The organism is Aeromonas sp. 604176 (assembly GCF_049170755.1).
GTDB lineage: Bacteria > Pseudomonadota > Gammaproteobacteria > Enterobacterales > Aeromonadaceae > Aeromonas > Aeromonas veronii_A.
In genome coordinates this window covers 39,589-53,778 of the sequence record NZ_JAAKNE010000015.1, presented here as the reverse complement: position 1 = coordinate 53,778, position 14,190 = coordinate 39,589, and the positions used below count along the sequence as shown (strand labels likewise).

The following is a 14,190-nucleotide window of genomic DNA, read 5'->3' as shown; positions in this document are numbered from 1 at the left end:
GGGATTCGAACCCTGGGTGGCATTGCTGCCACAATTGATTTCGAGTCAATCCCGTTCGGCCACTCCGGCATCTCTCCGTGGGGAGAGAGTTTTACCCAAGCTGGGCCGAGGATGCAATAAAAATTTCTTAGATATCAAATGGCTGAATCAGATATCTGGGAGCAGGCTCACAATGCGGCGCGTGCTGTTCGCGTTGCAAGGCCACCCTGCATCCACCAGACATTAACCCTCTCGAACACCCGGCCATTATCCACGTCGTGATATTCCCCCATTGCCATCAGGCGTCTCTTTTTCCTGCTTGGCGCTCAAATTTATGGGTGATGCCGATTTTGGCAGGTTTCCTATGTATCCCCACATCATTGCGGGTGCGCGGCAAGCTGGTAATCATGGGCTGATTGAGGAACAATCGCGCCATCCTGGCGGCTGTGTTGATGATGTTCCGCCCCGATTGAACTGATGGATCTCCTTATGCGATTGCCGAAACTCATGCCCCTCTACATAACGCCCGCCCTTTCCCTGCTGCTGGCAGCGATCCTGCTCTGCGCCACGCCGGCAGAGGCCAAACGCTACCCGCTGCCACCTGCCGGGAGTCGCCTAATCGGTGAGCTGGAGGATTACATCATCCAGCAGAATGAACATCTGGAGCTGGTTGGCAAAAATACACAAATTGGATTTTTGGCGCTGCTTGAAGCAAATCCGGGTGTAGACCCCTATTTACCCAAGCCGGGCACCCGCTTGACGCTGCCCACCCAGATGCTGCTGCCTGATGTGCCTCGCGAGGGGATCGTCATCAATCTGCCCGAACTGCGCCTCTACTACTTCCCCAAAGGGAAGAGCGAGGTCATCGTGCTGCCCATCGGGATTGGCGATATCGGCCGCGAAACACCCGAGATGACCACCACCGTCATCGAGAAGAATCCCAACCCGACCTGGGTACCCGGCCCCATGGTGCGCAAATCCTGGCTGGAGCAAAAAGGGATCACCCTGCCCGCCGTGGTGCCCCCCGGCCCGGAGAATCCCCTCGGCAAGTTCGCCATGCGCCTTGGCTATGGCAAGCGCGACTACCTGATCCACGGCACCAACAAGGATTTTGGCGTTGGCCTGCGGGTAAGTGCAGGCTGCATCCGGCTGCGACCTGACGATATTGAGGCCCTGTTCAAGATTGTGCCGATCGGCACGCCGGTACGGGTCATCAATCAACCGGTCAAGGTCGCCATCGAACCGGATGGTCGGCGCTGGCTGGAGGTGCACTCCCCGCTCTCCCGCACCGAAGAGGAGCTTGAAAATGGCGCCCCGCTGGTGCTATCTCCGGCCATAGAGAGCTTTATCAGTGCACCTGACGTGATGCAGGATGAGGTGACGGCGGCGCTGGAGAGCAAAAATGGCCTGCCCCGCCCCATCAGCAGCCAACTTGTCAGTGGTTAAGTCACCAGCGCCCGAGTCGCACCGGAGTCACCTTACCTCATGAAATTCCTGCCCCTCCTGCTCCTGTTGGTCTGTCACTCCTTGTGGGCCAAGGACATTCTCTGGATGAACAATGGCGATCGTCTGACCGGCAACATCGAGGAGGTGACCGAACAGTCGGTGCGCATCGCCCTGCCCTACAGCGGCGCAGTCACCGTCCAGCGAGAGGCCATCAAACGCTGGCGTATCGATAAAGAGGACAAACCCAAGGCGACGGCAAAGGGTGGGCTCAAGCTGTTCGAGGATGACCAGGATGAACGCAACGCCTGGCTCTGGACCGGCAGCGGCGATCTCAATGTCAAACTCAAACAGAATGACAAGCAGACCAACAACGTCAACCTCAAGTGGAAAAGCGAGCTGGCCAATCTGGACTGGCGTTACAGCTTCTCCGGTGAATATACCTATGAGACCGCTGACAACGTCACCGACAGCCATGATTATCAGCTCAACCCTACGCTGGACTACTTCTTCAACCAGCAGTGGTTCTTGCGTACCTCACTCGATGCCGAATATGACATGCTGGATAAAGATCGCTATCTCTACATGGACTATGGCTCGGGACCTGGCTATCGCTTCTGGAACGACAAACGCCGCCGACTGGAGCTGATGGCCCAAGGGGGGCTAAGCCGGCTCTACTTCCGTGAAGATAGCAAGATCACCGGCGTTTTTCTGGGTGAACGGGTCATTGACTACCCCTTCGCTGGCCTGAACTGGGATTATCGCCAACCTTTCTCCCTCTGGCAGGAGAAAATGGAACTGTTCAGCCAGGGGCGCTATCTGAAATATCTGGCACAACCCTCCCCCTATGTCACCCGTAATCAGGACCTGAAAGGCAGCATAGGGTTGCGCTACTACTTCAATGACCATCTGCGCCTCTCCTGGTCGAGTGAGCTGAATTGGGAAGATGCTGACATCCTTGTCGACACAGGCAGCCCAGAACCCCGGGAGAGCGAATTAAGACACCTGCTCAGCCTTGGCGTCAGTTTCTAGCCCCGGATCCCCAACACTCAAAGAGGAGCCAATTCGGCTCCTCTTTGCTTTAGGCAGACAGGCTCGCTAGATCAGCCCCCAAGCGGCAATCTGGTAGATCCACACCATCGCCAGCAGTGTGCCGACCAATCCCATGATGACGCCGATGCGCACCATCTGGTGGCTCTCCACCAGACCGGTGGCGTGGGCCAGCGCATTGGGCGGGGTACTGATGGGCAGCGACATCCCGAGCGAAACCGAAATGGTGACCGCCAGGATCAAGGTGTGGCTGCCGCCCCACTCTGCCAGCTCCGGCATGCTGACCGCCAGTGCCGCCACCAGTGGCAGCAACAGATTGGCGGTTGCGGTGTTGGACATGAAGTTGGCCATCACCACTGCCAGCAGACAGGCACCAATCAGCACCGCCAGCGTGGAGTATTCGTGGAACGGAATGTGGGTGATGAGCCGCTCGGCCAACCCGGAGTCCTCCAGCGCCAGCCCCAGCGCGATACCACCCGAGACCAGCCAGAGCACATCGAGGGAGATCTTGTGCAGATCGTCCTTGGTGATGATGCCGGTGGTCAGGAACACTGCCACCGGGATCATGGCGACCACGTAGGAGCTCATGCCGTGCAGATCCCCCAGCAGCCAGAGTACTATGGTGGTGATAAAGGTGAGGTAGACCACCCAGGCGCGGGGGGTCTGCATAAAGCGCCCCTCAATCTTGAGATCCATCCGCTTGAGGGAACTCGGGAAGAAGCGCCCCAGCAGGAACCAGCCAAGCAGCAACAGCAACACCACAAAGGGCACCGCAAATCCCATCCACTGACCGAACGAGATGGCATGCTCGCCGGTCAGGTATTTGAGGGCCACTGCGTTGGGCGGAGTGCCGATGGGAGTGCCGATCCCGCCGAGGTTGGCCGCCAGCGGAATAGCCAGCACAAAGCCGATTTTGGCCGGGTCCTTGTCGGGAAATGCCGCCAGCACAGGGGTAAGGATGGCCAGCATCATGGCGGTGGTGGCGGTATTGCTCATAAACATGGAGAAGGTGGCGGTGATCAACATCAGCCCCAGCATGACGATCCGGGGATCCTGACCGAACGGGCGCAGCAACACCCGCGCCAGATTGACGTCCAGATGGTATTTGGTCGCCGCAATAGCGAGGAAAAAACCGCCGAGAAACAGCATGATGACCGGCGAGGCAAAGGTCGCCATCACCTCGGTGGACTTGAGCAGCTCACCAAACCCCGGTTCAGCCTTGTCGGCGGTCATGAACCAGAGCCCCTTGTCGGAGAGCAACAGCAGCTCCAGCACGATGATCAGCACCGAGGTGGCGAAGATGGGGATGGGCTCCAGGATCCAGCAGAGGGCAGCCAGCACGAAAATAGCCACGACCCGCTGCTCGATGACGGTGATCCCCTCCAGCGGGATCCAGTGGGTCGGGATCAGCAGGATGGTGAGGCTCAGCAGCAGTGGCAGAATAATCTTGTTATTGATGGGCACTATTGTCTCCAGGATCGGGAGTAAGAAGCCAATAGTGGCATAATATGCTATCGCCTCACGCGGCTATCTCGCCAAAATGAGAGCTGGCTAACTGCACGGCGCACCGTTTTGTGAGTCATATCAAGCTGGGGTCGGCGCGCTATGGCTGACGCCTCAACCCTTGCAACAAACAGGCAAAAAAACGGGCCCGCTGTTCGTTGCACACGACAGCGGGCCCGTTTCACCATTCATGCCGATGAGGGTGCTCAGAAGTAGATGCGGGTCACCGACTCGATGACGCAACCCGGGCGGCGGATCCCTTCGATCTCCACCTTGATCTCTTTGAGCAGCTCCAGCCCACCCTTGATGGGGGTGACCCGGGCCAGCTTGGTGCGGGCGCGGATGTTGCTGTCCACCTTGATGGGGTACGGGAAACGTACCTGATCCAGCCCGAAGTTCACCACCATGCGGGCGGTCGGGAACTCGGGGGTGGCCTCATCGACCGAGCCGGTCAACTGCGGCAGCAGCGCCAGGGTCAGGAATCCGTGGGCGATGGTGGTCTTGAAAGGCGACTCGGCGGCCGCACGCTCCGGATCGGTGTGGATCCACTGGTGATCCCCGGTCACTGCAGCAAACTGATCGATCATCTGCTGGCTGACGTGGAGCCACTCGCCGACATGGGTCTCTTCACCAATGCGGGCTTGCAGGGCGGCATAGAGCTCGGCCGCCTCGGCCCCCAGCTCAACTGCGGGTTCCTGAGCGACGGCAGGCTGACCGTTGGCAACCCGAGCCACGGTTGCTGCATCCTGTTGCTGCTCGCTCTGGGTCTCGGTTTGCAAGTCCAGTACACGACCCAGCAAAGGGTGAAGATGTGCCTTTTGCTGAAACTCACGCCAGTAGTCGCGGATCGCCGGTGAGAGCCAATCCTTGAGCTCAAAGGGGTGCTGCGCCAGAATTTCGCGCTTGCGCTTCAGAAAATCGACAACTTTCATGTTCCGATCCCTATGTGATTCATTGCCTGTAAAGAGGTCTAACCAGTCCTATTTTATTAAAGTTTCAGCTGTAAGTGCAAAAAAATCTCGGCGTACACCTGTACCAAGGCGGAAGTAACTACTTACACAATGTAAACCAGCACGATCTGCCAATGAGGAAAACGATTACCAGAGATGCCGCCAGCAGGGGAAATTCATCGGGGTCGTTATGAAAAAAGGCCCTCGTCGGGCCTTGTGGTGTAGGTCAGCGCGCGCTCGACCAGCCGCTACGCAATCCCTCTTCATCCAGAAAGGACCAGGCGAGGATCCGGCTCACCTTGTTGCCCTGCGCCATGTCGATCACCCGTACCTGACGCGCCCCCACCCGGTTCAACGCCTTTTTCGCCCCCGGCAGATTCTCTTTTTTCGACACCAGCGAGCTGAACCAGAGGCACTGAGTGGCAAACTCCTTGCTCTGGGCGATCATGTTGGCCAGAAACGCCGCCTCGCCCCCTTCACACCAGAGCTCGGCCTTCTGGCCGCCGAAGTTGAGCACAGGGGCGCCTGTCACCTCCTTGCCCAGATTGCGCAGCTTGCGCTCCGTCCCCTTGCTCGCCTCTTCCAGCGACGCATGGAACGGCGGATTGCACAGCGTCAGGGCAAAGCGCTCCTTTGGCCCTATGATGCCGCGAAACACATGGTTGGGGTTGCCCTGCAGGCGACACTCAATCTGATTGCCGAGCCCGTTGCTCTTGGCCAGCAGGGTGGCCGCCTTGACCGAGACCGGATCGATATCCGATCCGACAAAACGCCAGCCATATTCGCGGCAGCCTAGCAGCGGATAGATGCAGTTTGCCCCCACCCCAATATCCAGCACTCTCACCCCCTTGCCGGTAGGGAGCTGGCCTGCGCTCTCGGCCAACAGATCGGCCGCCCAGTGCAGGTAGTCCACCCGTCCCGGGATAGGCGGGCAGAGGTAACCGGTAGGCAAGTCCCAGTGGGCAATCCCGTAGTGATGGGCCAGCAGGGCGCGATTGAGGGACTTCACTGCATCGGGATTGGCAAAATCGATGGTGCGGGTACCGTAGTCATTGATAAATACGTGGACGGCCAACTCGGGAGTTCGCAGGCAGAGCGCCTCAAAGTCGTAACCCGCCTCATGGCGATTACGGGAGTGAAGTCCGGATTTACGGTCGCCCGACTTGGGGCCACCAGCTGATGGGATGCGGGGTTTCATGCTGAGCCTGCCGAAGAAAACGGGCCCACACTATAGTGATTTGACTCGGGAAAGTCTAAACGAGGGCAATAAAAAACCGGGCTATCGAGCCCGGTTCAAGTGAGGTTGGAAAAACAGTCCGTACTGCGAGCCGTTTGTCCAGCCTGACTCAGATATCGATCCGGCGAGCTTGCCAGAACTTGCTGCGCCAGTATTGGCTGTCCAGCTTGGAGCGGGTCACACCGGCTCGAGTCGAGGCGTGAATGAATTCGCCATTCCCGACATAGATACCAACGTGGTTGAGACGACGATTGATTTTGAAGAAGACCAGATCACCTTCGACCAGATCCTGCTTGGAAACGCGCGTCCCTTCGTGAACTTGGGAGCGGGTATCGCGGGGAAGTTCAATACCGACCGCATTGCGAAACACTTCACGGGCGAAGGCGGAACAATCGATACCACGTTCGGTTGTACCACCGTAGCGGTAAGGGGTACCGCGCCACTCTCTGTATACTGTCAGGATTTCATTCACATCGGGTGTCTGCGAAGCTTCCGGTTCAATAACGGGTTCCATCATGGAAACTTCGATCTTGCTCGCGACCTCGGGTTGGGGTGCCGAGGCACAACCCACCATTCCGAGCGCGACCAGCAGTAGCATCAGGTGGCGCAATCCTTTATCCCCGCTAAATAGTAAATCTTGTTAAAATACGGCCCCAAAGGGCAATTTATAAGGCAACAGCACCCGACTATATCCAAGAATTCTATCGAGGCAAGTGAAAATCCCTATCAAGCTCACATTTTTGCAAGGAAATGCACGATTTTTCATAATTAATGTGATCATGCCCAAACAATATACAATCGCAAAAAGAGCCTTGGGCCTCATAGATAACTGGCTTTTATCCCTGCTTCAGCACCTTTTTAAAGTGAAAAATCATGATCGAAACCGATCTTTTTTTGTTAAAACCGGCCAGGGTATGCCAGGACCTGCTTGCTCAATTGCCTGAATGGCTGTCAACCGATGAGCAGCATATCTGGCAAGCCATGACCCATCCTGAACGGCGTCAGGAATATCTGGTAAGCCGCGCCCTGCTGCGCCAGCTATTGGCCGAGCGGCTGCAACGCCCTGCTGCCAGGCTGCAATTTTGCAACGGCCCCCAAGGCAAGCCCCAACTACATGATGATGCTTGGCAGTTCAATCTGAGCCACAGTGGCAGCTGGCTGGTGTTGGCGCTCTGCCCGCATGGACCGCTTGGGGTGGATATCGAACTGGGCAAACGGCAGCATCATCCCCTCCCCCTGGCCCGCCGGTTTTATGCACAGAGTGAATATGAGTGGCTCTGCGCACTGCCTGCCCAAGAGCAGGAGAGCGCCTTCTACCGGCTCTGGTCACGCAAGGAGGCGATACTGAAAGCCCACGGTGGCGGCATAGCGGCGGGACTGGAGAAGGTGCGGTTTCTCCCGGAGGAAGGGTGGCGACTCGACAACCGGCTCGATGACACCCCTTATCAGGTACAGGATTGGCCCTTTGCCAGCGGCTGGCTCAGCCTCGCGGCGGCGGCAACCCCCGTGGCCTTTTACCGGCTGGATGAGCGCTTGAATTGCCACTCGCTTAACCCCATGTTACTCAACACCCTTTCTGAAGAGTCCAACTCATGATCGTCGACATTACTCCCCAGAATTTTCACGCTGAACTTATCGATGCGTCCATGAAGAAGCCGGTCGTCATCTATTTCCATGCTCCGCAGATGCCGGAGTGCCAGGGGATGACACCGCTGATCGAATCACTGGTTGGGCCCGCCAATGAGCAGGTCACCCTGGCCAAGGTGGATATGAACGATCCCCAGCTGCAACCGCTGGCCAGCCAGCTCGGCCTGCGCGCCCTGCCGGCGCTGGTGCTGTTCCATCAGGGTCGCCCTGACGAACAGGGGATCATCGAAGGGCCGCAGGATGAAGCCACCCTGCGCCAGTATTTCGCCGCCTTCGCCCCCAAAGAAGAGGAAGAGTTGCTGGCCAAGGGACAACAGGCGCTGGCTGACGAGCAGCCCAGCATCGCCTATGCACATCTGACCAAGGCACACCAGCTGGCCCCTGAACGCCACGACATCAGCCTGTGGCTCATTCAAGCTGCGCTCGACCTCAATCTGCTGGATGAAGCGCAGGAGCGCCTCGGCACCATCCCGATGGTGGCACAGGAAAGTCACTTCCATACCCTGAGCTCACGACTGGCGCTGGCCCTGCAAGCGGCAGACAGCCCGGAACTGCGCGCGCTGGAAGCCCGTCATGCAGAACAGCCTGATGATTTTGGTCTGGCACAAGAACTTGCTGTGCAATACAACCAGGCCGGCCGTCAGGAAGAGGCATTGGAACTGCTGCTGGCGATCCTCAAACGGGACTTGGCATTCGGCGAAGCCAGAAAGACCTATCTCGATATTCTCGCCACTATGGGTAACACACCACAGGCGCAGAGCTACCGTCGCAAACTCTATAGTCTGCTCTACTGATCGGAATCGAACTGGCTGGTAATGATGGGGGAGTGCCGGGAGACCGGCATGACCTCATGGGTCAAGTACGAAGAAGGTACTGTGGGAATAAGGTGCTGTGGGAATAGTGGAGATACTGTGAATTTCAGGCAAAAAAAAATGGCGCAAAACTGCGCCATTTTTTTCGCATGGATTACTTCTTGTAGGAAGTAGCCATGTTGTCGATGCGCTGGTTAGCACGCATAGCTTCTTGCTTGGCTTCGGCAACATCAGCAGCGATTTTGGACTGATCAGCACGAACTGCGCTAACATCTTGAGCCAGTTGGTCAACTTTGTTAGACAGATTCTGAACGGAAGTTTCCAGTTCGCTGGTGTTTGCACAACCGCCCAGCAGAGCGGACAGACCAACAACACCTACCAACAACAATTTTTTCATTTTTAAAGCTCCCTTGAACTCGCCAGACGTTTAGCAAGCGGCGTGATTATGGCACAAAAAAATCCTACTTTGCATAGTCCCCACCACAGATAAATGCATTAAAACCCTCATTTTTTTTTGAATGAACAGTTTTTGTCCAGATTCGTCTAAAAAATGAGTGTCGTGTGGTGGGGGCACGGACAAAGGTTAACCAAATTTTTGCCTTATTACAATTTCGTATGAGGCTCAGGCTGTACGTTCTGACAACAATTGACGATATTGCACCAGATCCTCGATGGTCAGCACCGGCATTTGGTGCTTGCGACCGAACGCAACCAGGTCTGGCAGACGCGCCATCGAGCCATCTTCTTTGGTCAATTCACACAACACACCAAACGGTTTGAGGCCAGCCAGCTGCATCAGATCGACCGTCGCTTCGGTATGACCACGGCGGGTAAGCACCCCACCGGTTCGCGCCCGCAGCGGGAAAACATGGCCCGGGCGATGCAGATCACCCGGTTTGGCGCCGTCAGCGATAGCCGCGCGGATGGTGGTGATGCGATCAGCCGCCGAGACACCGGTCGTGACCCCCTGCGCCGCTTCGATGGTCACGGTAAAGGCGGTCTGGTAGTGACTGGAGTTGGCCTCCACCATCATTGGCAGTTCCAGCTGGCGAACCCGCTCCTCGGGCAGGCAGAGGCAGACGATGCCGGAGCACTCGCGGATCATCAGCGCCATCTGTTCATTGGTCATGGATTCGGCGGCGAAAATGAGGTCGCCCTCGTTCTCCCGATCTTCATCGTCGGCCACCAGCACGCCGCCTCCGGCACGCAAGGCAGACAGGGCCGCTTCGACACGGGCAACGGGATCACCGAATTCACTGAGTAGAGACTGATTCATGGTAAAACTCCTAAACAAGACAAGGACCAGAATCAGGGCATGGAAAGGCAGACAGAGACGGGCATGCAGCGGCCAGCCCACAAGGGCCAAAACGGCAAGGTCTGTCTTATCCTCTTTCATCCGGACTATGACCGTCGGCTCCGGCATCTCACCGGATCTGCTGACCCCGACCTGGCAATCAGCCAAGTCGGGCGCTCGCGGGCTCCCCGAGTCAATCGGGATACCGCCGGTGGGGAATTGCACCCCGCCCTGAGAATAAGCGCAGACAGCCTAAAGAAAAACGGTTGCAGATACCAGCCAAAATCCCCCGCAGGCTGAAAAGCGTTTCAACATTGCGCCCGGGATCCCGCTCTGCGGCCCGCTCGCCAGCGTGCGAGGCCATGACTGGCGAATTTCTTTATGGCTCGGATCGGTTTATGGCATAGTGCCTGAAACCAAAAACAGTGCCCGAAAAGAGAGCCTGAACAACGCTGCCGGCGCAGACAGCAGCGCCAACACCACAAACGGAAAATGACAGAGATGGAAAAGAAAATACTGCTCACGGATTGCCCGGATGCCAAAGGGCTCATCGCCAAGATCACCAACATCTGCTACAAGCACCAGCTCAACATCATCAAGAACGATGAGTTTGTGGATCACGAGAATGGCCGCTTCTTTATGCGTACCGAGCTGGAGGGGCGCTTCAACGACGAGACCCTGCTGGCGGATCTGGATGATGCCCTGCCCACCGGCGCCCAGCGCCGTCTGGTCAAGGCGGGCAAGAAGCGCATCGTCATTCTGGTGACCAAAGAGACCCACTGCCTCGGCGATATTCTGATGAAGAACTACGCGGGCGCGCTGGATATGGATATCGTCGCGGTGATCGGCAACTACGACACCCTGGCCGAGCTCACCGGCAAGTTCGATATCCCGTTCCACACCGTCAGTCACGAGGATCTGAGCCGGACCGAACATGAAGAGCAGGTACGCGCCATCATCGACAGCTATGAGCCTGACTATGTGATCCTGGCAAAGTACATGCGGGTGCTGACCCCGAGCTTCGTCGAGGCCTATCCGCGCAAGATCCTCAACATCCACCACTCCTTCCTGCCCGCCTTCATCGGTGCCCGCCCCTACCGGCAGGCGTTCGACCGTGGCGTCAAGCTGATCGGCGCCACCGCCCACTTCGTGACCGACGATCTGGATGAAGGCCCCATCGTCGAACAGGACGTGATCCACGTCGGTCACGCCTTCAGTGCGGACGACATGGCCAAGGCGGGTCGGGATGTGGAGAAATCGGTGCTGAGCCGCGCGCTGGAGCTGGTACTGAACGAGCGGGTGTTCGTCTACGGCAACAAGACGGTGGTCTTCAAGTAATCCGCCCACACGGCCCATATGCAAACGCCAGAAACAACAACGGCTCCCATGGGAGCCGTTGTTGTTTCTGCGCCGAGTGTCAGAGCGGCAGATCGTTTACCGTCAACGCGCCCTTCTCCAGCTTCAGCTCGGAGGTCAGCGCTTGCTTGTCGGCCTTCAGATAACCCATCAGGGTCAGCTGATCGAGCATGGGGGCCAGTTGCGGCACCGCCTTGCCCAGCTTGTCGCTGAGGCTGGCATGCAGCACGCCGGAGAGGGCCTGCATCCCCGCGTCGCTGTTAAACAGCTGCTCCAGCGAGGTGGAGGCCAGCTTCACGTCCCCCTTCATGGTCACCGCCTCACCGTTGAGCTTGGCGCTGAGATCGGCCAGTTCAAGAGTCGCGCCACGTTTGAGCATCTTATCCAGCGCCTGCTGGATGGCGGCATCTTCAACCCCCTTGCCACCGGCGGCCTGCAGCCCCTGATACCCTTCCAGATCCAGACCGTTGAGGTTGAGCGCCAACTTGCTGTCGGTCACCGCCAGGGTGTCGGTCTCGTTCTCCAGATCCAGCTTGGCAATTTTCATCTGATAGCTGCTGGAGAGGGTCTGGGCATCATCACCAGTCAGCTGAGTCTCGGTTGTCATCCCCTGCAGGGCGACCTTGACGCTGTCAGGCAGTTGTATCGTGAGGGCCGAGAGGGTCATCTCGCTCTGGGGCGAGAGGATCACACCGCTGATCTCGGCAATGTCGGCACTCCCTTTCAGGTCGGCCAGCACCAAGTCCATCTTGCTCTGCTCTTCATGGACCGTCATCCCCTGCCAGGTCATAGTGAGGTGACCATTCCCCTCCAGATTGCCGTGGAACTCACCGCTCAGGGGCAGGAAACTGAACTCGTCCAGCCCCTGTTTGATCTTGAATTCATTGGCCCAGAAACGGCTGCTGTTACCCTGGGTCCAGAGACTGGTGACCGACTCCAGACCAAGTTGCCACTGCTCCATGCCCAGTGCGGTGAAAACTGGCGCCAGGGTGCCATTATGGGTATCAAGCTGGAAGTGGCTCTTGATATAGAGCGGCAGGATCCGGCTCTTGACCAGCAGTTGTAACTCGATGGGCTGGCTGCCTTCCAGCTCGCTGTCGATGGAGGCCAGCTCCTCCGGCGTCACCACGACCTTCAGGACCCCGTCACGGGTGAAGAGGCTGCTGCTACTCGGCTGCCACTGCATATCGATACCGGTCTCTTGCTCTACCTTGGCGATCTGCTCCGCCATGATGTTGTCGAAGCTGTTGCCCGTGTACCAACACGCAGCCAGACCACCACCTACCAGTGCCGCACCCACGGCGAGGGCCACTATCTTTTTCATATATCCATGTGTCTCCAGGGAGTTGTCACTGCACTCTACGGGGCGGACTCGGGGCTAGGCAAGTCCAATCAGATGGCGAGTCCACTTTCTTGCGGCTCGCCACAACATCACAGCAAGGGGCTGAAGAGATAGAAGATGTTCTCCATCGCCTTCTTGTACCAGGGGCGGGCCTGCCATTGGGCCAGGGTCATCGGGGTGGCTTCCGCCATATAGCCCTGTACCAGCCGGGTCATCTGGGCCACGAACGAGGGGTTATCCACCAGCAGGGTCACCTCGAAGTTGAGCCAGAGGCTGCGCCGATCCAGATTGACCGTCCCCACCAGCGCGAAGTCATCATCCACCAGCACGCTCTTGGTATGGAGCAGACCGGCATCGTAGCGGTAGATCTCCACCCCGGCCGCCAGCAGCTCCTCCATAAAGGCGTTGCAGGCGTAATTGGCCATGATGGAGTCGTTGCGTGCCGGCAACACCAGCTGCACCTGCACCCCGCGCGCCGCCGCCGAACTGAGTGCGGCCGCCAGCGGATCGTCGGGCACAAAGTAAGGGGTCGTCAGCACCAGATGGCTGCGCGCCTGATAGATGGCCAGCAGCAGGCTCTGCTGGATGCAGTCGCCGCCGACGAAGGGGCCGGACGGGATCAGCTGGGCGCGGTAGTTGGTCTGGGGCCAGGCTTCCGGCTCATGCTGCAGACTGTCGAGCAGCCGCTCGCCGGTCTCCATCTCCCAGTCCCAGACAAAGATCGACCACATCAGCGGCACCATGGGCCCCTGCACCCGGATCATGATGTCGACCCACTGGCCGACCCCGGCATCCTGCTTGAAAAAACGGGGATCCACCATGTTCATGGAGCCGGTATAGCCGACCTTGTCATCGATCACCACCAACTTGCGGTGCATTCGCAAATCCTGCCGCTGGAACGGAATGCGCCAGGCGCCGACCGGCAGCACCTCCACCAGCTTGACCCCCGCCTTGCGCAGCTTTTTCGGCCACCCGGAGCGGAAGAAGTGCTTGCTGCCCACCGAATCGAGCAACAAACGACAATCCACGCCGCACAGCGCGACTTCCATCAGTGCTTCACACACCTCGTCGGCATCACCGCCGGGGTGCCAGATATAGAACTCCAGATAGCATGAGAGCGTCGAGCGGCGAATATCCTGAGCAATCTCATGCAGGATCTGGTCGGGTTGGCTGAGCAGAGTCATCCGGTTACCGGAGAGCATGGGCATGGCCAACCGCCCCTGGATCAGATCGTGCAATGGTTGGGCCTTTTCCCCCACCTCGCAGCAATGCTGGGGGAAAAGGCGGGCCAACTGACGAATCCAGATAGCGTAAGGGCGATACATGGCCTGTGCCCGCTCGGCGCGGCGGCGCCCCAACTTGATTTCACCAAACAGCAAGTAAAAGCCGACGCCGGCAAACGGAATGGCGTAGATCAGCGCCAGCCAGGCCAGCGACACCCCGATGGGGCGGCGTTTCATCACTACCCGAAACGACACACCCGCGACGATAACGGTATGAAAAAGCAGTAGCAGCCAGCCCAGAAAGCGGGAGAACAGCAGGTGGAGATCATGTTCCAGACCGTTTAGCAACGGTAA

The 14,190-nt window shown here is 58.1% G+C and carries 13 protein-coding genes and 1 riboswitch; of the genes, 5 read left to right on the top strand and 8 right to left on the bottom strand.

Features of this window, described 5'->3' with window-relative positions:
• Positions 1–468 precede the first annotated feature (468 nt).
• Positions 469–1,425, top strand: a complete 957-nt coding sequence (locus G5358_RS04635; RefSeq protein ID WP_323913162.1) for a L,D-transpeptidase family protein — start codon at positions 469–471, stop codon at positions 1,423–1,425.
• 39 nt (positions 1,426–1,464) lie between these two features.
• Positions 1,465–2,454, top strand: coding sequence for a DUF481 domain-containing protein (locus G5358_RS04630; protein ID WP_323913161.1), 990 nt, complete (start codon positions 1,465–1,467; stop codon positions 2,452–2,454).
• Between the two features lie 66 nt (positions 2,455–2,520).
• Here the strand turns inward: G5358_RS04630 and G5358_RS04625 are convergent, their stop codons facing one another.
• The 4 genes from G5358_RS04625 to G5358_RS04610 all read right to left on the bottom strand — a co-directional run bounded on the left by G5358_RS04625 (position 2,521) and on the right by G5358_RS04610 (position 6,760).
• Complete coding sequence (locus G5358_RS04625) at positions 2,521–3,936, bottom strand: SLC13 family permease (RefSeq protein ID WP_204481267.1); 1,416 nt, start codon at positions 3,934–3,936, stop codon at positions 2,521–2,523.
• A 245-nt stretch (positions 3,937–4,181) separates the two neighbouring features.
• Complete coding sequence (locus G5358_RS04620) at positions 4,182–4,907, bottom strand: MaoC family dehydratase (protein WP_204483864.1); 726 nt, start codon at positions 4,905–4,907, stop codon at positions 4,182–4,184.
• 244 nt (positions 4,908–5,151) lie between these two features.
• On the bottom strand, positions 5,152–6,123 hold the full coding sequence (rlmF, locus tag G5358_RS04615; protein WP_216951710.1) for a 23S rRNA (adenine(1618)-N(6))-methyltransferase RlmF: 972 nt from the start codon (positions 6,121–6,123) through the stop codon (positions 5,152–5,154).
• A gap of 148 nt (positions 6,124–6,271) precedes the next feature.
• Entirely contained in the window at positions 6,272–6,760 is a 489-nt protein-coding gene (locus G5358_RS04610; RefSeq protein ID WP_216951711.1) for a C40 family peptidase, read from the bottom strand.
• Between the two features lie 275 nt (positions 6,761–7,035).
• Between G5358_RS04610 and G5358_RS04605 the strand changes: the two genes are divergently transcribed.
• On the top strand, positions 7,036–7,758 hold the full coding sequence (locus tag G5358_RS04605; RefSeq protein ID WP_216951712.1) for a 4'-phosphopantetheinyl transferase family protein: 723 nt from the start codon (positions 7,036–7,038) through the stop codon (positions 7,756–7,758).
• On the top strand, positions 7,755–8,603 hold the full coding sequence (locus G5358_RS04600) for a tetratricopeptide repeat protein (RefSeq protein WP_421323701.1): 849 nt from the start codon (positions 7,755–7,757) through the stop codon (positions 8,601–8,603). Before G5358_RS04605 ends, G5358_RS04600 begins: the two co-directional genes overlap by 4 nt.
• Positions 8,604–8,775: 172 nt before the next feature.
• On the opposite strand, the gene G5358_RS04595 is transcribed toward G5358_RS04600, so the two are convergent.
• Both G5358_RS04595 and ribB read right to left on the bottom strand, forming a co-directional pair.
• A complete protein-coding gene (locus G5358_RS04595; protein WP_005334342.1) occupies positions 8,776–9,018 on the bottom strand; it encodes an Lpp/OprI family alanine-zipper lipoprotein in 243 nt (80 codons plus the stop codon).
• A gap of 225 nt (positions 9,019–9,243) precedes the next feature.
• Positions 9,244–9,897: a 3,4-dihydroxy-2-butanone-4-phosphate synthase gene (gene ribB / locus G5358_RS04590; protein ID WP_040065398.1), complete on the bottom strand. Its 654-nt coding sequence runs from the start codon at positions 9,895–9,897 to the stop codon at positions 9,244–9,246.
• A 104-nt stretch (positions 9,898–10,001) separates the two neighbouring features.
• A riboswitch (FMN riboswitch) is annotated at positions 10,002–10,158 on the bottom strand.
• A gap of 258 nt (positions 10,159–10,416) precedes the next feature.
• Here ribB and purU point away from each other — a divergent pair.
• Positions 10,417–11,253, top strand: a complete 837-nt coding sequence (gene purU, locus G5358_RS04585) for a formyltetrahydrofolate deformylase (RefSeq protein WP_005361738.1) — start codon at positions 10,417–10,419, stop codon at positions 11,251–11,253.
• A 79-nt stretch (positions 11,254–11,332) separates the two neighbouring features.
• Here purU and G5358_RS04580 read toward each other — a convergent pair whose 3' ends face one another.
• Together G5358_RS04580 and cls are read right to left on the bottom strand one after the other, a co-directional pair.
• Positions 11,333–12,595 carry a DUF945 family protein gene (locus tag G5358_RS04580; RefSeq protein ID WP_421323700.1) on the bottom strand — a complete coding sequence of 421 codons (1,263 nt, stop codon included), beginning with the start codon at positions 12,593–12,595 and terminating at the stop codon, positions 11,333–11,335.
• A gap of 107 nt (positions 12,596–12,702) precedes the next feature.
• Complete coding sequence (gene cls / locus G5358_RS04575) at positions 12,703–14,184, bottom strand: cardiolipin synthase (RefSeq protein ID WP_421205839.1); 1,482 nt, start codon at positions 14,182–14,184, stop codon at positions 12,703–12,705.
• Positions 14,185–14,190: the final 6 nt, after the last annotated feature.

Excerpts from the sequence above, each read along its gene's own strand:
- G5358_RS04595 (WP_005334342.1), bottom strand. The coding sequence starts at position 9,018 with ATGAAAAAATTGTTGTTGGTAGGTGTTGTTGGTCTGTCCGCTCTGCTG.
- G5358_RS04635 (WP_323913162.1), top strand. The coding sequence starts at position 469 with ATGCGATTGCCGAAACTCATGCCCCTCTACATAACGCCCGCCCTTTCC.
- G5358_RS04605 (WP_216951712.1), top strand. The coding sequence starts at position 7,036 with ATGATCGAAACCGATCTTTTTTTGTTAAAACCGGCCAGGGTATGCCAG.
- rlmF (WP_216951710.1), bottom strand. The coding sequence starts at position 6,123 with ATGAAACCCCGCATCCCATCAGCTGGTGGCCCCAAGTCGGGCGACCGT.
- G5358_RS04620 (WP_204483864.1), bottom strand. The coding sequence starts at position 4,907 with ATGAAAGTTGTCGATTTTCTGAAGCGCAAGCGCGAAATTCTGGCGCAG.
- G5358_RS04580 (WP_421323700.1), bottom strand. The coding sequence starts at position 12,595 with ATGAAAAAGATAGTGGCCCTCGCCGTGGGTGCGGCACTGGTAGGTGGT.
- G5358_RS04600 (WP_421323701.1), top strand. The coding sequence starts at position 7,755 with ATGATCGTCGACATTACTCCCCAGAATTTTCACGCTGAACTTATCGAT.
- G5358_RS04630 (WP_323913161.1), top strand. The coding sequence starts at position 1,465 with ATGAAATTCCTGCCCCTCCTGCTCCTGTTGGTCTGTCACTCCTTGTGG.
- purU (WP_005361738.1), top strand. The coding sequence starts at position 10,417 with ATGGAAAAGAAAATACTGCTCACGGATTGCCCGGATGCCAAAGGGCTC.
- G5358_RS04610 (WP_216951711.1), bottom strand. The coding sequence starts at position 6,760 with ATGCTACTGCTGGTCGCGCTCGGAATGGTGGGTTGTGCCTCGGCACCC.
- ribB (WP_040065398.1), bottom strand. The coding sequence starts at position 9,897 with ATGAATCAGTCTCTACTCAGTGAATTCGGTGATCCCGTTGCCCGTGTC.